The 17,431-nt window shown below is 73.5% G+C and carries 17 protein-coding genes; 15 read left to right on the forward strand and 2 right to left on the reverse strand.

Annotation, left to right across the window (positions count from 1 at the left end):
- The first annotated feature begins 271 nt into the window (after positions 1–271).
- The 5 genes from ACDF64_RS10150 to ACDF64_RS10170 all read left to right on the forward strand — a co-directional run bounded on the left by ACDF64_RS10150 (position 272) and on the right by ACDF64_RS10170 (position 8,245).
- Positions 272–2,218, forward strand: coding sequence for an ATP-binding cassette domain-containing protein (locus ACDF64_RS10150; protein ID WP_394550939.1), 1,947 nt, complete (start codon positions 272–274; stop codon positions 2,216–2,218).
- Positions 2,219–2,663: 445 nt separating this feature from the next.
- A complete protein-coding gene (locus tag ACDF64_RS10155; RefSeq protein WP_394550940.1) occupies positions 2,664–4,760 on the forward strand; it encodes an intein-containing Rv2578c family radical SAM protein in 2,097 nt (698 codons plus the stop codon).
- 189 nt (positions 4,761–4,949) lie between these two features.
- Positions 4,950–6,410 (forward strand): sensor histidine kinase, encoded by a 1,461-nt coding sequence (locus ACDF64_RS10160; RefSeq protein WP_394550941.1) that lies wholly within the window; start codon positions 4,950–4,952, stop codon positions 6,408–6,410.
- On the forward strand, positions 6,407–7,588 hold the full coding sequence (locus ACDF64_RS10165) for a hypothetical protein (protein WP_394550942.1): 1,182 nt from the start codon (positions 6,407–6,409) through the stop codon (positions 7,586–7,588). Before ACDF64_RS10160 ends, ACDF64_RS10165 begins: the two co-directional genes overlap by 4 nt.
- Positions 7,589–7,624: 36 nt before the next feature.
- Positions 7,625–8,245: a thymidine kinase gene (locus ACDF64_RS10170; protein ID WP_394550943.1), complete on the forward strand. Its 621-nt coding sequence runs from the start codon at positions 7,625–7,627 to the stop codon at positions 8,243–8,245.
- A gap of 38 nt (positions 8,246–8,283) precedes the next feature.
- On the opposite strand, the gene ACDF64_RS10175 is transcribed toward ACDF64_RS10170, so the two are convergent.
- Positions 8,284–9,009: a CPBP family intramembrane glutamic endopeptidase gene (locus ACDF64_RS10175; RefSeq protein WP_394550944.1), complete on the reverse strand. Its 726-nt coding sequence runs from the start codon at positions 9,007–9,009 to the stop codon at positions 8,284–8,286.
- 90 nt (positions 9,010–9,099) lie between these two features.
- Between ACDF64_RS10175 and ACDF64_RS10180 the strand changes: the two genes are divergently transcribed.
- The 4 genes from ACDF64_RS10180 (at position 9,100) to ACDF64_RS10195 (ending at position 12,679) form a co-directional block, all read left to right on the forward strand.
- A complete protein-coding gene (locus tag ACDF64_RS10180) occupies positions 9,100–10,509 on the forward strand; it encodes a polysaccharide biosynthesis tyrosine autokinase (RefSeq protein WP_394550945.1) in 1,410 nt (469 codons plus the stop codon).
- Positions 10,506–11,093 carry a low molecular weight phosphatase family protein gene (locus ACDF64_RS10185; protein WP_394550946.1) on the forward strand — a complete coding sequence of 196 codons (588 nt, stop codon included), beginning with the start codon at positions 10,506–10,508 and terminating at the stop codon, positions 11,091–11,093. Before ACDF64_RS10180 ends, ACDF64_RS10185 begins: the two co-directional genes overlap by 4 nt.
- Positions 11,083–12,081 (forward strand): hypothetical protein, encoded by a 999-nt coding sequence (locus ACDF64_RS10190; RefSeq protein ID WP_394550947.1) that lies wholly within the window; start codon positions 11,083–11,085, stop codon positions 12,079–12,081. Before ACDF64_RS10185 ends, ACDF64_RS10190 begins: the two co-directional genes overlap by 11 nt.
- 82 nt (positions 12,082–12,163) lie before the next feature.
- The gene (locus ACDF64_RS10195) at positions 12,164–12,679 is read left to right on the forward strand and encodes a hypothetical protein (RefSeq protein WP_394550948.1); all 516 of its coding nucleotides are present in this window, start codon (positions 12,164–12,166) and stop codon (positions 12,677–12,679) included.
- Here the strand turns inward: ACDF64_RS10195 and ACDF64_RS10200 are convergent.
- The gene (locus ACDF64_RS10200; RefSeq protein ID WP_394550949.1) at positions 12,666–14,042 is read right to left on the reverse strand and encodes a polysaccharide biosynthesis tyrosine autokinase; all 1,377 of its coding nucleotides are present in this window, start codon (positions 14,040–14,042) and stop codon (positions 12,666–12,668) included. The genes ACDF64_RS10195 and ACDF64_RS10200 overlap by 14 nt on opposite strands.
- An 89-nt stretch (positions 14,043–14,131) precedes the next feature.
- Here ACDF64_RS10200 and ACDF64_RS10205 point away from each other — a divergent pair, with 89 nt between their 5' ends.
- From ACDF64_RS10205 to ACDF64_RS10230, 6 genes are all read left to right on the forward strand, one after another.
- A complete protein-coding gene (locus tag ACDF64_RS10205; protein ID WP_394550950.1) occupies positions 14,132–15,070 on the forward strand; it encodes a hypothetical protein in 939 nt (312 codons plus the stop codon).
- A complete protein-coding gene (locus tag ACDF64_RS10210; RefSeq protein WP_394550951.1) occupies positions 15,067–15,336 on the forward strand; it encodes a hypothetical protein in 270 nt (89 codons plus the stop codon). The genes ACDF64_RS10205 and ACDF64_RS10210 overlap by 4 nt, the downstream gene beginning before the upstream one ends.
- A gap of 35 nt (positions 15,337–15,371) precedes the next feature.
- Positions 15,372–15,887, forward strand: a complete 516-nt coding sequence (locus ACDF64_RS10215) for a hypothetical protein (RefSeq protein ID WP_394550952.1) — start codon at positions 15,372–15,374, stop codon at positions 15,885–15,887.
- A 16-nt stretch (positions 15,888–15,903) separates the two neighbouring features.
- Positions 15,904–16,845 (forward strand): nucleotidyltransferase family protein, encoded by a 942-nt coding sequence (locus ACDF64_RS10220; protein ID WP_394550953.1) that lies wholly within the window; start codon positions 15,904–15,906, stop codon positions 16,843–16,845.
- Complete coding sequence (locus tag ACDF64_RS10225) at positions 16,842–17,147, forward strand: PqqD family peptide modification chaperone (RefSeq protein WP_394550954.1); 306 nt, start codon at positions 16,842–16,844, stop codon at positions 17,145–17,147. Before ACDF64_RS10220 ends, ACDF64_RS10225 begins: the two co-directional genes overlap by 4 nt.
- Before the next feature lie 147 nt (positions 17,148–17,294).
- Entirely contained in the window at positions 17,295–17,429 is a 135-nt protein-coding gene (locus ACDF64_RS10230; RefSeq protein WP_394550955.1) for a hypothetical protein, read from the forward strand.
- The last annotated feature ends 2 nt before the right edge of the window (positions 17,430–17,431 follow it).

A 17,431-nucleotide genomic window follows, 5' to 3' on the forward strand; every position in this document is an offset into this window, starting at 1 on the left:
GCGGCATCCGACCGGATGGACGCCGCGTGGCTGGCGCATTCCCGGATGCGCGTGCTACGGTAGCCGACGCTATGAAGTGAGCATGCATCCCTGTCCCGCGCCTGAGGCGCCGTAGACATCGGGTGTGCTCGCAACGCTGATCGCGACAGGTCTCCGTGCACCCTGCCGTCCGCGGCGAATGCCCGGCGGGACGCATCATTCGTCCCGGGCGACCGCACGCGCGGTCCGCCGACGGCGGCCGCCCGGGACCCCTCGCGAACGGCGGTACCCCATGCCCGTGCACTACCTGACCTCCGACCATCTCCGCGCAGACGGGCTGTCGGTCGCCTACGGCGATCGGCGCGTGCTCGCGGACCTGTCCTTCTCCGTCGCGCCCGGCCGGCGCGTCGGCCTCATCGGCGAGAACGGCGCCGGCAAGTCGACCCTGCTGCGGCTCCTGGCCGCTGCGGATGCCCCGGACGCGCCGGGGTTCCCGGCCGGATCCGGCGCCCCGGCCACCCCGGCCGTCCCGGGCGCATCGCCTGCCGGATCCGTCGAGCCCGACCGGGCCGGCCGGGTGCTGCGCCCCGCGCGCATCGGGTTCCTCGAACAGGAGGTGCCCTTCCCGCTCCGGGCGCGTGCGGGCGACCTACTCGAGGACGCCCTCGCCGAGGTGCGCGCGATCGAGCGCGAGCTCGACGCGGCTGCGTCCGCGCTCGCCGACGGAGCATCCTCGCTCGACGGGGCATCCTGGCCCGACTGGGCATCCGGACCGGCCGGAGGATCCGGACCGTCCGGGGTATCCGCTCCCGGCAGGTGGCCGGCGCCCGATCCGGCCGCGCGCTACGCGGCCGCGCTCGAGGCCGCCGAGCGCGCCGACGTGTGGTCGGCCGGTGCGCGCCGCGACGAACTGCTCGACGGGCTCGGCGTCGGCGCGATCCCGCTCGACCGCCGGATCGGCGAGCTCTCCGGCGGGCAGCGGAGCCGGTTCGCGCTCGCCGCGCTCCTGCTGCGCGCACCCGACGCGCTGCTGCTCGACGAGCCGACCAACCACCTCGACGACGGCGCGGCCGCGTTCCTCGAGGCCCGGCTGCGCGCGTGGCGCGGGCCGGTGCTGTTCGCGAGCCACGATCGCGCGTTCCTCGACGGGGTGGCGACCGGGCTGCTCGATCTCGATCCCGGGCGGGCCGGCGCGCTCGCGCTCGCGGCGGCGGGTTCGGGCGGCGCGGGCCGCGCCGGGGGTGGTGCGGGCGGCGCGGGCGGCGGTGCCGGGTCGCGCGACGCGGCGCTCGCGGCGGCGGGCGGCCAGGTGTTCGGCGGCACGTTCACCGAGTTCCTCGAGGTGAAGGCCGCCGAACGCGAGCGCTGGCAGCGGCAGTACGACGCCGAGCAGGACGAGCTGCGGCGCCTGCGGATCGACGCGGGCACGACCGCGCGCAGCGTGTCGCACGGGCGCGGCCCGACCGACAACGACAAGTTCATCGGCGCCTTCAAGCAGGGCAACACCGAGCGTGCGGTCGCGCGGCGCGTGCGCAACGTCGAGCAGCGGCTCGCGACGCTCGAGCGCGCGCAGGTGCGCAAGCCTCCGGCGCCGCTCGACTTCGCGGGCATCCCGTCGGGCTCGCAGGCGCTCGCCGAGGACGGCGGGCTGCTGGTTCAGGCGACGGACGCCTCGATCGACGGGCGCCTGCACGTCGCCGCGCTCGAGGTGGCGCCCGAGACGCGTCTGCTCGTCACCGGGGCGAACGGTGCCGGCAAGTCGACGCTGTTCGGCCTGCTGGCGGGTTCGCTCGCGCCCGACCGCGGCGTCGTGCACCGTCGTCGCGGCCTCCGGGTCGGGCTGCTCGAGCAGGACGTCCGCTTCGCGGACCCCGATGCCTCGCCGCGTGCGCTGTACACGCGCGCGCTGGGGGAGCGGCGCGCCGAGCAGGTGCCGCTGGCCGGGCTCGGGCTCATCGCGCCGCGGGACCTCGACCGTCCGGTCGGGGCGCTCTCGGTCGGGCAGCAGCGGCGGATGGCGCTCGCGCTCGTGATCGCCAAGCCGCCGCACCTGTTCCTGCTCGACGAGCCGACGAACCACCTGTCGCTCCGGCTCGCGACCGAGTTGGAGGAGGCGCTCGGCGGCTACCCCGGCGCGGTGCTCATCGCGAGCCACGACCGCTGGCTCCGCCGGCGGTGGGCGGGCCCCGAACTCCGCCTCGACCGCGGCAGGGTCGTCGCCTCGCAGCGCGCCGCCTGAGCGGGGGGCGGGTGGCGGGTGTGTGGCGGGTGGCCTGACCCGCCGCCGCTCTGCCTCTCCCAGCCCACCCCGTCGCGCGTCTCCCGCCCCAACCCACCCGCCGCGCGGACGCAAATGGTCGCTTTGGATGTCTCGAAGCGACCATTCGCGTCCGCGCGCGTCCTTCCTGGCAGGGCATCCTGGCGTCGAACCTGGCCGACCCCCGCCCGGCCCGCTTCTCGTCCCCGCCCCAGCCCAGCCGCCGCTCGTCCCCGCCCAGCCCGGCCGCCGCTCGTCCCCCCGTCCCCCAACCCAGCCGCCGCATGGACGCGAATGGTCGCTTCGGGCGTCTCGAAGCGACCATTCGCGTCCGCGCGCGAGTCTCGGCGGGGCATCCTCGCGTCGAATCTGACGCTCGGGGCGTTGCGACTGGCGGATCGTTCGAACATGTGTTCGAATATCTGTCATGCGGTGGAGCGGGCAGGAGCTGGGTGTCGAGCAGACGGGCGCGCTGCCGGGGCTCGCGCGGCTGAACAACCTGGTCCGTTCGGTGCAGACGCCCGAGTTCGCGGGCGTCACCTTCCACGAGGTGCTCGCGAAGTCGGCGCTGAACCGCGTGCCGGGGCAGTCCGCGATGCCGTTCGGCTGGACCATCAACCCCTTCCGGGGCTGCACGCATGCATGTGCCTACTGCCTGCATCCCGATACGGCGATCACGATGGCCGACGGTCGAGAACGGCCGCTGCGGGACATCCGCGTCGGCGACGAGGTGCTCGGCACGAGACTCGACGGCAGGTACCGTCGCTACACGCCGTCGAAGGTCCTCGCGAACTGGACGACTCGCAAGCCCGCGTATCGGATCCGGCTCGCGGACGGCACCACGCTCGTGGCGAGCGGCGACCATCGGTTCCTCACCGATCGAGGGTGGAAGCACGTCGTCGGGGCCATGGCGGGCGCCGATCGGCGTCCGTACCTGACCACGTCGAACTCGCTCATGGGATTCGGCCGCGTCCGGGTGGAGGCGCCGGCTCCGGTGTGGTCCGACGACTATGCACGGGGCTACCTCGCCGGCATGATCCGCGGCGACGGGATGATCTTCCGCGGCGAGTACGCCCGTGCCCGCGGTGGCGTCAATCGCGTGACCATGTTCCGTCTCGCGCTCGCCGACGAGGAGGCGCTCCACCGCACGAGGGGCTACCTGCGGCGATCCGGCATCGACCTCTCGACGTTCGAGTTCGCCCAGGCGACGCCCGAACGTCGGCGGATGCTCGGCATCCGTACCGGACGCCGTGCGTATCTCGAAACGATCGAACGCGCCATCGCATGGCCGGAGTCTCGCTCTGCGGCGTGGGACGCGGGGTTTCTCGGTGGCATCTTCGACGCCGAGGGATCCTGCAGTCGCGGCGTCGTCCGCATCAGCAATTCTGACGAGGAGATCCTCTGCTCGATCGAGTCGGCGCTCGCGAGATTCGACCTGGCGTTCGTCCGCGAACCTGCAACCGCGAACCGCGTGGCGAATGTGAGGCTGCGCGGGGGGCTTCCTGCGCGAACCGCGTTCTTCCGGATCGCCCAGCCCGCGATCACGAGGAAGCTGGCGATGGCGGGTACCGCCGTGAAGACGGTCGCCGATCTGCGCGTCGTCTCGATCGAGCCGGTCGGGGACGAGCCGATCGACCTCATCGACATCACGACCACGACGGGTGACTTCGTCGCGGCCGGGGTGATCAGCCACAATTGCTTCGCCCGCCCGACGCACGAGTACCTCGACCTCGACGCGGGCGCCGACTTCGATCGGCAGATCATCGTGAAGGTGAACGTCGCCGACGTGCTGCGGCCCGAGCTCAGGCGGCCGTCCTGGCGGCACGAACCGGTCGCGCTGGGCACGAACACCGACCCGTACCAGCGTGCCGAGGGCCGCTACGAGCTCATGCCGGGCATCATCCGCGCGCTCGCCGAGAGCGGCACGCCGCTCAGCGTGCTCACCAAGGGAACGCTGCTGCGCCGGGACCTGCCGTTGCTGCAGGATGCCTCGACGCTCGTGCCGATCGACCTCGCGATGTCGATCGCGGTCTACGACGACGACCTGCAGCAGTCCGTCGAACCGGGCACCCCGTCGACGCGCGCGCGGCTCGCGACCGTGACCGCGGCGCGCGAGGCCGGCTTCGACTGCACGGTGTTCCTCATGCCGATCCTGCCGTTCCTCACCGACACGAGGGAGCATCTCCACCACGCCCTCGGCGAGGCGAAGCGGGCCGGCGCGACGAGCGTGATCTGGGCCGCGCTGCACCTGCGCGGCTCGGTGAAGCCGTGGTTCCTGGACTGGCTCGAGCGCGAGCATCCCGACCTGCTGCCCAAGTACCGGGCGATGTACCCCGGGGCGTCCGCGTATGCGCCGAAGGAGTACCGGCAGTGGCTCGCCGAGCGGATGCGTCCGCTGATCCGCGCGCACGGGCTCGTCCGCGGGCGCGAGGACGCGGTCACCGGCGGCGTGCGCTCGAGCGGGTCTGGTCCGGTGCCCGCCGCCATCGCGGCGTCGTCCGTCGGGCCCGCGACGCTCTTCTGACCGCCCCGCTCGCCCGAACGGAAGGAGGCCCCAGAACGGGGGCGACGGTCGCCCGGCCGCAGGTGCGGTGCCATAATCCAATCCGGGGGAAGTCGCGGTTCACCGCGGCCGGACGCCGGACGGAAGGGGAGGGCGGTCATGGCCCCCATGCGCACCCGTGCACCCCGCCGGTCGGCGATGACCGGGGCCATGCATGCGGCAGCCCTGGTGTTCCTGGTCGGGCTGCTGGTCGTCGCTGCCGTCGGCGCGATCGCGGTGCCCACCAGTGTGCCGATGCAATGGTGGTGGGTCGTCGCCGCGGCGCTGGTCTTCCTCGGTGCCGTCGTCGCGATCGAGTTCCGGCCGTCGGTCGCGACGACCCTGCTGTACCTCGCCGTCGGGGCGGCAACCGTGATCGCGTCGACGCTGGCACTGAGCACGGTTCCGCCGGGCATCGGCGCGCACGACGCCGCCATGTCGCTGCCCCGCATCGCGCTGCTCCTCGTCGGCGGCGTGGGCACCGGGGCCGCGATCGGCGTCGTGTGGACGGCGCTCGCGTGGCTGATCGGCGGTGCCTCGGCGTTCCTCGGATGCGTCCTCGCCGGTGCGGCCTGGACCCTCGACGTGCCCGCACTCATCGCATTCGCGGTGATCGCGATCGGCATCGTCTCCGACCGGATCGGGCCGGGCGACCAGGCCCAGACCCGGGCCCGGCTGGAGGCCGCGGGGCTCCACGTCAAGCGCCTCGAGGTGCGTCGGGACCAGCAACTGCTCGCGACGGCGCGGCTCCACGACACCGCGCTCGCGCACCTGATGGCCATCGCGGAAGCGGGATCGGGGCGGGTCACCGATCGCCTCCGGACGGGGATCCGGGAGGACTTCGGCCGCATCATCGGGCGCGACTGGGCATCGAGCGTCGTTCCCACCCGACCCGTCGTCGAGGGAGACGTCGTCGACAGCGGCGACGGCGATGCGGGGAACCTCGTCGAGGGCGGCGACGGCGATGCGCGGAACCTCGACGCGGGCGGGTTCGGCGCGGGCGGCTTCGGGGCGGGCGAGGGCGCGGATCGCTCGCTCGTCGCGGCTGCGGGCCCCGTGCCCGCCGACGGGCGCATCGCGGGCTCCGAGACATCCGGCGACGTCGACGGAGCGGGACGAGCCGGCCGGCTCGACCTGCTGCCCGCGTCGTTCGCCGCGGCGACCTACTCCGGCCTCGATGTCCGCACGACCGGCGACCTCGCGGCATCGTCCCTGCTGTCGCCCGACGCGTTCGCGGCGCTCGACGCGGCCATCGCCCAGTGCCTCGTGAACGTGGCCCGGCACGCGGACGTCGGCACGGCCGAGGTCGCCGTGGGCGTCGGCGGCGGCGAGTTCACCGCGGCGGTCATCGACTCCGGCCGCGGCTTCGACGTGAACGGCGTGCCCGACGACAGGCTCGGCCTGCGCGTGTCGATCCGGGCCCGGATCGAGCGGGCGGGCGGCACCGTCCGGCTCTGGTCGACGCCCGACATCGGCACGACGATCGTGCTGACGTTGCCGATCGGGCGCGGCGCCGTCGGCCGGCGCCCCGCGACGACCAGCCCGGAAGCGGATGCCGCGCCGACCCCCGGCGCCGCGCCGACCCCCGGCGCCGCGCCGGGTGCCCTCGGGGACCAGGAGACGCGAGGATGAACGGCCTCTCGGTCGCCGAGCTCGATCGCTTCGCCGGGCAGGCGGCGCGCTCGACCATCCTCATCGGGGGCATGATCGCGGTGCTGACCGCGGTCGGCCTCACGGTGGCGCACTGGTCCGAGGTCGTGTATCCGGCCGCCGCCGCCATCGGGGTGCTGCTCGTCGCGGCATCCGTCCTGCTCGCCTACGACGGGACCGCACCGCACCGCCCGACGTTCACGCAGGAGCGGTTCGGCCTGGTGGTGGCGACGGCCGTGGCGGCCGCATTCGCCGAGTACCTCTCGACGATCGGCGCGAAGGTCTACGTCGCCAACGACTACGGGCCGGTCGTCGTGGGGATCGTCATCCTGCTGCTCGCCCCGTACTGCTCGTGGCTCTCGCTCGTCTCCGGGGGCCTGGTCTCGGCGTTCGTGCTCGCGTTCCTGCTCCTCGGCACCGCGGAGCGGGCCGGCGAGTTCGCGGTGCTGCCGGTGGCGTCGGCCGTCACGATCCTGCTCGCGATGACGGCGGGTGCCGCGGCGTACTCCTGGGGGGCCGTGTCGGAGATCCTCGAGGCGCAGCGCGAGGTCAACCGGGCGATGCTCGACCACGACGCGGAGGTGCGCAGCGGTGTCTCGCCGCATTCCCGGCGTTCGCCGGTGTCGGTGCTCGCACGGCAGGTGCTGCCGTTCCTCGCGCGTGTGATGACCGCCGAGCGGATCACCGTGGCCGACGCCGACCGCGCGCGCGAACTCGCCGACGCGCTCCGTCACGCACTGCGGTCGGGCTTCCGGTCGACGTGGCTCGACGAGCTCGGGGGCGACCTCGAGGAGGCGCACGGCGTCGCCGTCCAGGTCGTCGATCGGGAGGGGGCGGCGACGCGGCTCAGCACCGAGCAGCGTGTGATGGTCGCCGGGTTCCTCACGTGGCTCTCCGAGTCGGATCGGTCGTCGGCGCTCCGCGTCGTGCTCTCCCGGTCGGATGCGCCCGCGACGCAGTCAAGGGATCGCGGCGTCGGCGTCCGCGCGCGCGACGGCCGGGTGGGCCGGCTGGTCATCACGTCGTTCGCCGGGGAGGGCGAGCTCGACCGCGCCGCGATCGAGCGGTTCATCCCGCTGGCGCCGGTCGTCCGGTTCGAGGTCGTCGCGGTCGACGTGGGGGAGAATGTCCGGGTGGAGTTTCACTATGACCTCGACTGACCGACTCGCCGCGCACCGCCCGGAGGCATGGGGCTGATGGCGAAGCTGTACTTCCGCTACGGCGCCATGAACTCCGGCAAGTCGACGGCGCTGCTGCAGGCGGCGTTCAACTACGAGGAGCGCGGGCACGAGGTGCTGCTCGCGAAGCCATCGATCGACACCAAGGGCGACCGCGAGATCGTGTCGCGGCTGGGGGTCGCGCGCGAGGTCGACTTCACGATCGGCGCGGGCGACGCGGTCCTCGACCTGTTCGAGCGGCAGCGTACGCGGGTCATCGAGCGGTCGGGTCGGGATGTCTCGTGCCTGCTCGTCGACGAGGCGCAGTTCCTCGACTCGTCGCAGGTCGACGACCTGCTCCGGATCGCGCTGCTCGACGACGTGCCCGTGCTCGCGTACGGCATCCGCACCGATTTCCAGACCGCCGCCTTCCGCGGCAGCCGTCGGCTGCTCGAGATCGCCCACAGCCTCGAGGAGTTGAAGACGATCTGCCGCTGCGGGCGGAAGGCGATCTTCAACGGCCGGCTGATCGACGGCCGGTACGTCTTCGACGGCGACCAGGTCGCGATCGACGGTCAGCACGTCGAGTACGAGTCGCTGTGCGGCGTCTGCTACCTGCAGGAGTCGGGCGGCGTGCTGCACGGCACCCCGACCGCGTAGTCGGCCGCCCGCGGCTCACCGCCGCCGGTCGCCGCGGCTCACCGCATCCAGAGCACGGCTGCGTTCGCGACGGCGTGCGCGATGATCGCGCCGCCAATGCGCCCGGTGAGGACGGTGAGGATGCCGCAGCCCACGCCGACCGCGAACGGCGCGATCGCCGCGAGGAGCGCGGAGATCGGGGTGGGGGCGGCGAGCGCGTGCAGTGCCGCGAAGCAGAGCGCGCTCACGATGACGCCCGTCGCGGCCGCCGTGATCGGGCTCGCGCCCGCGTGGCGGGTCCGCTCGGCGACGGCGGGCTGCAGGAGCCCCCGGAAGTAGGTCTCCTCGATCACCGGTGCGATGACGATCGGCACGATGCCGAGCGTGAGCCACGCCCACGGCCCGGGGTCGAGCACTGCGGCGCCGGCGGCGCCGGTGAGCCAGCGTCCGACGAGCGCGGCGAGGCCGGCGGCGAGCATTCCGACTCCGAGTCCCCAGAGCGGGTCGATCCACCCGAATCGGAGCCCGAGGTCCCGGGCAGGCGACCCGGAACCGTGCACGAACACGGCGACGAGCGAGGCGGCCGCGAGCGGGATCCACACGCTCAGGTACGCCCCGGCGACCTGCACGACCGGATCCATGACCCAGGTTCGGGTCGCGGCCTGCCACGCGAGCATCGCGACCGCGGCGGCGGCGAGGCCCCAGGCGGCGTCGCCGAATCGGCCGCGCCCCGTGCGGGTGCTCGCCCGGCCGCCCGGCCGGGAGGTAGGTTGTGGGGAAGCCACGCTTCGGAGCGTAGCGGTGGGCTCGCTCGGTCGTCGTGAGGCGGTTCGGGCTGGCGGGTGAACCGGCAGGCACGGCGGATCGGGGGATCGGTGGAGCTGAGGGACTACCTTCGCGTGCTCAGGCAGCACTGGGTGCTGATCGTGGCCCTCACGCTCACGGGCGTTGCGTTCGCGGCGGTGTACTCGCTCCTGCAGACCCCGACGTACCAGACGACGGCGAAGGTGTTCGTGTCGACGTCGGGCGGGGTGTCGGCCGCAGAGCTCCAGCAGGGCAACACGTTCACGCAGCAGCGCGTGAAGACGTACGCCGACCTCGCGACCACGCCGATCGTGCTGCTGCCGGTGATCGACCGGCTGGGCCTCGACATGACGGGCGACGAGCTCGGCGACGAGATCCAGGCGACCGCGCCGCTGGACACGTCGCTCATCGAGATCACGGTCGTCGACGTGGATCCCGCGCAGGCCGCCGAGATCGCGACCGCGGTGTCGGAGAGCCTGACGAGTGTCGTGGAGGCGATCGAGGCGCCGCCGGCCGGCGCCGACGATGAGGAGCCGGTGAGCCCGGTGCACCTGACGCTCGTGCAGCACGCCGAGGTGCCGCTCGAGCCGGTGAGCCCGAACGTGCTGCTGAACATCGCGCTCGGCGGCCTCATCGGCCTCGCGGTGGGCATCGGCATCGCGGTGCTGCGGGCGTCGCTCGACACGCGCGTGCGCAACGAGCACGACATCGAGGCGATCACCGACGTGCCGATCATCGGCGGCATCGCGTTCGACGCGCGCGCGAAGGATCGGCCGCTCATCGTCCACGCCGACCCGCAGTCGGGGCGGGCGGAGTCGTTCCGCGCGCTGCGCACGAACCTGCAGTACCTCGATCCGGGCCGGGGCGATCGCGCGTTCGTGGTCACGAGCTCGGTCGAGAGCGAGGGCAAGTCGACGACGGCGGTGAACCTGGCGATCGCGCTCGCCGATGCGGGCAGCCGGGTGCTGCTCGTCGAGGCCGACCTGCGTCGGCCGAAGGTCGCGACGTACCTCGGCATCGAGGGGGCGGTGGGCCTGGCCGAGGTGCTGATCGGCCGGGTGTCCCCGAACGACGCGGTCCAGCGCTGGGGTCGCCAGCAGTTGCACGTGCTGCCGAGCGGTCGGATCCCGCCGAACCCGAGCGAGCTGCTCGGGTCGGGCGCGATGGCGAGCCTGGTCGCGTCGATGAAGGCGACGTTCGACATCGTGCTGTTCGACGCGCCGCCGCTCCTGCCCGTGACGGATGCCGCGCTGCTGGCGCGCAGCGTCGGGGGAGTCATCCTCGTGGTCGCTGCGGGGCGCACGCACAAGCAGCAGGTGACCGGGTCGCTCGCGGCCCTCGAGAACGTGGATGCCCCGCTGTCGGGCATCGTGCTCAACATGCTGCCGACCAAGGGACCTGACGCGTACGGCTACTCGCGGTACGGCCAGACGTACGGCGCCGCGCCTCGCGAGCAGGCAGAGCCGACCGAGGCGCGATGAGCCTGCGGGTGCTCGTGGTGTGCACGGGCAACATCTGCCGGTCGCCGATCGCGGAGCGGGTCCTCGGCGCACGGCTCGCCGCGGCGGGCATCGACGCGGTGGTCACGAGCGCGGGGACGGGCGCGTACCCGGGGCAGTCGATGACGCCCGAGGCCGCCGAGCGGGTGCGCCGGCTGGGCGCCGACCCGACCGGGCACGGGGCGCGGCAGCTCACCGAGCGGTCGGTCGCCGAGGCCGACCTGGTGCTCACCGCGACGACGGACCATCGCGCCGCGGCGGTGACGCTCGTGCCGCGCGCGGTGCGGCGGATCTTCACGCTGCGCGAGTTCGCGGGGCTCGCGGCGATCGCCGAGCTGCCGGGGTCCGGCGATGCCGGCGCGCCGGCGGATCCGCGCGAGGTGATCGAGGCCGTGGCGGCGGCGCGCGGGCTCCGCGTGCCCGTGGGTCCGGGTGCGGACGACGTGGTCGATCCGTTCCGGTGCGACGCCGCGGTCTACGACGAGGCGGCGGCGCGCATCGACGAGGCGGTCGACGCCGCGGTGCGCGCGTTCACCGGTCGGCGGGTGGACGTCGGTGGCGGGTAGCGGCGGCCTGTCGCGGTTCCTCGGGCGCGGGCCGGACCAGGGGGTCTCGCCGTGGGTCTGGGTCGGGCTCGCCCTGTTCGTGCTGGTCGACATCGCGCTCGTCGCGTGGGCGCTGACGGCCGATCGCACGCCGCCGCTGCCGACGCCTGGCGCGGTGAGCGCGTCGCAGCCGGCCGGCGACGGGGACGGTGCGGATGACCCGGATGCGCCGGCCGATCCCGCGGCGTCGGGGACTCCGCGCGCGCCGCTGCCGACCGCGTCGGCGCTGCCGCAGGACCTGTCGGTCGCGCGGCCCGAGGTGGTCCTCGGCGCGCGCGACACGGAGGTCGCGTACCGCTCGTCGACGGGCACCTGCCCCGGTTCGGGCGCCGCGATCGAGCTGACGGTCGACGGCGGCGCGACCTGGCAGCCCGCGGGGATCGCCGGGGCGTCCTCGGTCACGAGGCTCGAGCCGGGCGATGGGCAGATCGTCGACGCGCTCGCGTCCGACCCGGCGTGCGCGCCGACGCGGTTCCGCAGCTGGGTGCAGGGGTCGGCGTGGCTCGAACTCGGCGCCCAGGACCTCGGCTGGCGCATCGAGGGCGATGCGGTGGTCGCACCGGGTGGCGGATCGTCGACCCCGTGCGCGGCGCTGCAGGTCGTGCCGCGGTCGGATTCGGGGGCGCTCGTACTGTGCGCCGACGCGCGCGTGGCCGAGAGCGGCGACGGCGGCGCGACCTGGGCGACGTCGGAGCCGATCGCCGGGCTCGCGGGCGTCGCGGCCGCCCCGGATCGCGCGCTGGTGCTCATCGAGAGGCAGAACGGATGCCCCGGCGTGCAGGTCGCCGTGCTCGACGGTGCGCTCGCGCCGGGCTCGCCGGGCCAGTGCATGGCGTCGGATGCCCCGGACGGGGCATCCGTCATCGCCGTCGCGGGCGACGGCAGCACGCTCTGGCTCTGGACCGGCCCGGTGGTCGCGCGCTCGGGTGATTTCGGGCGCACCTGGTGAGCGAAACGGAGGCCGATCGCAAGTTTCTCGCCTGGTGAGGGAAAAGCGTACGCTCAGATCAGGTGGGTCGAAGGGGGGACGCTTGGACGACAACGAGACGGGGATTCCCAGGCGCGCGGTGCTCGCGGCGGCGGCGTGGACCGTGCCGGTGGTCGCGGTCGCGGTGGCGTCGCCGGCGGCAGCGGCATCCTTGCCCATCACGCTCATCATCAGTTACTTCGACCTTCAGGCCTATTCGGGTTCGCCCTCACCCACCGACCGTCTGGTGCGGTTCGGGTTCTACACCTCCGGGCCGAATGGCGCGGCGCTTGAGCCGGTCACCGCCCTTATCACGGTCCCCGCTCAACCCACTGCGCCAGCGCTCGTCCGCGCTCCGATCCCGGCCCAGGGCGACTGGCAGCCGACATCTGTCCCAGCCTCGACCAGCAACGGGCTCGACAGCTACTCGCTCCTCCTGGCGGCCCCGCCGCCGGTGCCGGGCGGTGTCGATTTCTTCTACGTCTACGACGTGCCGAGTCTCCCGTCCGGAACCCTCTTCACCTTGCGGCTCACGTCGCCGAACGCGAATACGGCGACCGCGACGTTCACCGCCCCGTAGCCCGCCGGCCGCCCGACTCCTCCGCGTAGTACCGCTCGTACCCGCCGCCGTCGGCCTTGCGCACACGGTTCAGGACCACGCCGAGCGTGCGGCCGTTCACGGCGTCGAGGTGCGCGGCGGATGCCTCGAGCTCGCGGTCGGCCGTCTTGCCGGCGGCGACCACGATGATCGCGCCGTCTGCGCGCGCGGTCAGCACCGCGGCATCCGTGACCGGCAGCAGCGGCGCCGCGTCGATGATCACGAGGGCGCGCGCGCTGAGCGCGGCGAGCACCGCCTGCATGGCCTTGGAGCCGAGGAGTTCGCTCGGGTTCGGCGGCACCGCGCCGGCCGGCAGCAGGTACAGCTCGATGCCCTGCCCCCATGCGACCGCGACGTCGATGATCTCGGCGCGCCCGACGAGGACGTCGGTGAGGCCGGCCGCACCCTCGAGCCCGAAGCGCTGGGCGACGTTCGGCCGGCGCAGGTCGGCGTCGACGAGCACGACCGACTCGCCCGCGGCTGCGAGCGTGATCGCGAGTCGCGCGGCGACGGTCGACTTGCCGTCGCCCTGGTTCGGGCTCGTGACGACGATGACGCGGGGCGGGTCGTCGACGTTCATGAACTGCAGGTTCGTGCGGAGCTTCCGGAACGCCTCGCCATAGGCGCTGGCCCGCACGTCGGTCGGTTCGATCGCGGTCGGGTCGGGTCGGGCGCCCGCGGCGCGCGCGTCGATCGGGATGGTGGCGAGCACAGGGAACGCGAACTGGCGCTCGAGGTCCTGGGCCGATCGGATGCGCCGGTCGAGCTGGTTCCGGATCACCGCGTATCCCACGCCGACCGCGAGCCCGACGAGCAGCCCGAGCCCGATCGAGAGCGCCCAGTTCGGGTAGCTCGGCGAGGTCGGCACGGCCGCCGCTTCGACGGGCACGACGCGCAGGCCCTGGTCGCCGCCCTCGACCTCGCTCACCTCGGCCGCGAGCGCCGTGATCCACGCGTCGGCGAGCGCGGTCGCGCGGTCGGCGTCGGAGGCCTCCGCGGTGACCTCGATGAGCACGGTGTCGAGCGGCTGGACGACCGCGATGTGGGTGATGAGCTCCGACGGCGTGGCATCCAGGCCCAGTTGGTCGATGACGCGCTGCGCGGTCGCGCGGCTCTCGGCGAGGTCGACGTACGACTTCGCGCGGCTCTTCGCGAGCGAGTCGCTCGCCGACGCGAGCGCGGGGTTCTCGCTCGAGCCGGCGGTGACGAAGCCGCTCGCGTTCGCCGAGTACCGCGGCACCTGCAGCGCCGCCCAGGCGAGCGCGACGGCGCCGCCGACGAGCGTGCACACGATGATCGCGACCCAATGCGCCCGGATGACCCGCAGGTAGTCGCTGAGCTCCACCGCCACCCCCTCGATCGCGTAGGTCGAGCCTACATATGCAGTGGCTCGTCGCGCGGGAGCGCGACGCCGTAGCGCCGTAGACTTCCCGCGTGCGCGGCGCGGGGGAGCTGGTGGTCGAGGTGCTCGGCGTGCGCTTCCGTCTCTCGGTCGTCGGACCCGATGCGGCGTTCGACGCGGTCGCCCGGGCCTGGTCGCGCTGCGTGGTGCCGACGGATGCGCCGGTGGATGCCTCGAGCCCGCGTGCGGTCGCCGTCGAGGGGCACCTCGAACTCGTCGTGCGCGAGCCGTCGGGCGGCGACGTGCCTGGCGGCGTGCCGCACTACGTGCCTGACGGCGTGCCGCGCGCGGGTCACGACCGGATCGAGGCATCCGATGTCCCGGGTCTCCTGTACCTGCTGAGCTCGACCCTGACGCTCCGCGGGCTCGAGGCGCGCGCCGGCACGGCGTGGCTGCTGCACGCGTGCGGGCTCGCCCTCCCCGACGGGCGCGTCCTCGCGTTCGCAGCGCCGTCGGGCGGCGGCAAGACGACGCTCGCAGCGGTGCTCGGGCGCGAGTTCGGGTACGTCTCCGACGAATCCGTCGCGATCGAGCTCGACGGGCGCGTGACCGCGTTCCCGAAGCCGGTGTCGACGGTTCGCGCGGGCGGCGGCGCGAAGGCGCAGTCCGGCCCCGACGAACTCGGCCTGCGCGGGCTCCCTGCGGCCGGGTCGGCCGGGCTGCGCCTCGGCGGCCTCTTCCTGCTCGATCGGCGCGACGACGCGCCCGAGCACGCCGAGATCGAGGATGTCCCGCTGCTGCACGGCCTCGCCGACCTGGTGCCGCAGACGTCGTACCTGTCGGCGCTCGATCGGCCGCTGCAGCGCATTGCGGGGCTGGCCGAGGGCGTCGGCGGCGTCCGGCGCATCCGCTATCGCGACGCCGGGAGCGTGCTCCCGGCGCTGCGCGCCGCCGTGGCGGGCACCGAGGCGGCTGGCGCTGCCGCAGCCGGCACTGCCGTACCCGGCACTGCCGAGGCGGTGGCGCGATGAGCACGGCAGAGGCGCGCGCCCTGCCCGTCGTCGACGCGATCGAGCGGGACGGCGAGGAACTCGTGCTGATCGGCGACCGGGTCGTGCTCGTGTCGCCCCTGGGCCGGCTGATCCGTGCAGCCGTGGCGGAAGGGTGGGTCCGGGTCGACGCGCTCGTACCCGCGCTCGTGCGGGAGCTCGGCGCTCCGGTCGCGGTCGACCCGGACGAGGTCGTGGCCGCCGCCGTCGCCGAACTCGCGACGGCGGGACTCGTCGAGGTGCGTTGACTGCGGTTCCGCCGACCGTGTGCTGGAATGCATACATGGGGGGGATTGATCGCAGGTCTGTACTCAAGGCGGGCGCGTGGTCGGTGCCGATCGTGGTGAGCGCGGTGGGGGTGCCGATGTTGGCGGCTTCGCCGCCCCCCGGCGTGATCCAGATCGATTTCTTCGATGCCCGCTCGTTTCCCGGGGTGATCCAGACCCAACTGGCGGTTCGGAACGGCGGATCGTTCGACGCCGCGCCGATCGGACCGAACTGGACGGCGACGTTCTCCTATCCCACGAGTGTCCTCGCGGCCGGCGACCAGACGCCGACGATCACCGACACCACCGGCGGGTGGATCTACTCGGGGAGCACCGTGATCGGCTCGGACCGTGTCTTCACGTTCACCCGAATCACAAATCCGCCCGTCAAGCCAAGCGACCCATCGACCGGCCTGGCGTTCAACCTGGTCTCGGCGACCACGGTCGTCCTCCCCTTCACCGTGACGGCGACCGTCTCTGCGGATGCGGCCGCGACGGTGGGCACCTCGAAGACGGTCACGGCGCTGGGCTGACGCGAGAGCATCGGGCATGGTCGTCGCGCTCCGGGTGGGGGAGGCGGTGGAGCTGGGGCATCCGCTCGTGCTCCGGTTCGCCGACGCGGTCGACGCGCGCGTCCTGTTCATCAAGGGCGCCTCGCTCGAGCATCACGGCCTGCGGGCGCCGCACGCCTCGGCCGATGTCGACGTGCTCGTCGAGCCGGCCCGCTTCGACGCGCTGGTCGCGTCACTCCAGGAGAGCGGATGGCACGAGCGCGCGAAGGCGCCGCACGAGGACGCCTTCATCACGCACTCCACGACGCTCGTGCGCGACGGCTGGCCGTGCGACCTCGACGTGCATCGTGCGTACCCCGGGTTCCTCGCGGATCCGGCGACGGTGTTCGAGGCGCTCTGGGAACGGCGCGAGCCGCTCGTACGTGCGGGGCACGAGGTGCCGATCCCGGATCGCGCGTCGAGCGCCCTGATCCTCGCGCTTCACTCGTTGCGCGGGTCGGCCAAGGTGCCGAGGCACGCGCACGAGCTCGATGCGCTCGTCGAGCGGTTGCAGGGCGCGGATACGTCGGAACTCGACGATCTCGTCGACCTCGCGCGCGCGACCGGGGCGGCGGCGACCGCGGCCCCGTTCCTCGAGCGGATCGGCGTGGACGTCCGCGCCGACGTCGCAGCCGCCGCTGCGGCGGGCGACCCGGAATTCACGAGCTGGCGACGCCGCATCGAGAGCGGCGCGACGGTCGCGCACTTCTACGCCGAACTCGTCGACCAGACCCCCTGGTATCGGATGCCGCGACTGGTGTTCCGCGCCCTCTGGCCGACCGAGGCCGAGTTCCGGGTCATCCGCCCCGAGACGCCACCCGGCCGGCGCGCCGCGCTCGCAGGCAGGTGGCGTCGGATCGCGCGCGGCCTGCGCGACGCGCCGCGCGTGGTACGGGCACGACGACGGGTCGCGCGCGAACAACGAACGGCGGCCCTGTGACCATCGACCCGGACACGGTCATCCGCCCGTCGCCCTCGCTCGCGATCGTCGACTCGGGCGGCCGGATCGTGCTGCTCGACCTCGACCGGTTCCGAGAGCCCGAGGTGATCGCGCTCGAGGGCACCGGCCGGGACCTCCTGCTCGCAGTGCCGGCTGAGGGGGCGACGGTGCGGGAGGTCGCGATGGTGCTCGCAGAGAGCTTCGGGGCGGCATTGGAGGTCGTCGAGGCGGATGTCGTGGCGGTCGTGGGGGAGTTGGTCGACCGGGGCGTTGTCGCCACGGTCCCTGCTTCAGTCGGCTGACGCGAAGCGTCAACCCGTCGGGTGCTTCGCCCACATCTGCACGCTCGCACCCTACGATCGACGGAAGGGGGCTGTATGACGGCGACGTCGCATCGGGGGACCGCGACGCAACCAGACCACGGAGTCGGGTGGGCGTCGCGGATCGCCATGCGCGTCGCGATCACCGACCTCGCCGTGATCGTGTGGGTCGTATTCGGCACGCAGATCGCCTGGGTCGGGCTCGACCAGTCGGTGCAGGGGTGGGCGGAAATCGTCGCATTTTGGACCGGATTCCCGTCGTGACA

It is taken from the genome of Agromyces sp. MMS24-JH15, assembly GCF_043518605.1.
In the GTDB taxonomy this organism is placed as follows: domain Bacteria; phylum Actinomycetota; class Actinomycetes; order Actinomycetales; family Microbacteriaceae; genus Agromyces.

Coding starts and splice junctions, on each gene's coding strand:
- ACDF64_RS10150 (WP_394550939.1), top strand. CDS start 272: ATGCCCGTGCACTACCTGACCTCCGACCATCTCCGCGCAGACGGGCTG.
- ACDF64_RS10155 (WP_394550940.1), top strand. CDS start 2,664: ATGCGGTGGAGCGGGCAGGAGCTGGGTGTCGAGCAGACGGGCGCGCTG.
- ACDF64_RS10160 (WP_394550941.1), top strand. CDS start 4,950: ATGCATGCGGCAGCCCTGGTGTTCCTGGTCGGGCTGCTGGTCGTCGCT.
- ACDF64_RS10165 (WP_394550942.1), top strand. CDS start 6,407: ATGAACGGCCTCTCGGTCGCCGAGCTCGATCGCTTCGCCGGGCAGGCG.
- ACDF64_RS10170 (WP_394550943.1), top strand. CDS start 7,625: ATGGCGAAGCTGTACTTCCGCTACGGCGCCATGAACTCCGGCAAGTCG.
- ACDF64_RS10185 (WP_394550946.1), top strand. CDS start 10,506: ATGAGCCTGCGGGTGCTCGTGGTGTGCACGGGCAACATCTGCCGGTCG.
- ACDF64_RS10210 (WP_394550951.1), top strand. CDS start 15,067: ATGAGCACGGCAGAGGCGCGCGCCCTGCCCGTCGTCGACGCGATCGAG.
- ACDF64_RS10215 (WP_394550952.1), top strand. CDS start 15,372: ATGGGGGGGATTGATCGCAGGTCTGTACTCAAGGCGGGCGCGTGGTCG.
- ACDF64_RS10220 (WP_394550953.1), top strand. CDS start 15,904: ATGGTCGTCGCGCTCCGGGTGGGGGAGGCGGTGGAGCTGGGGCATCCG.
- ACDF64_RS10230 (WP_394550955.1), top strand. CDS start 17,295: ATGCGCGTCGCGATCACCGACCTCGCCGTGATCGTGTGGGTCGTATTC.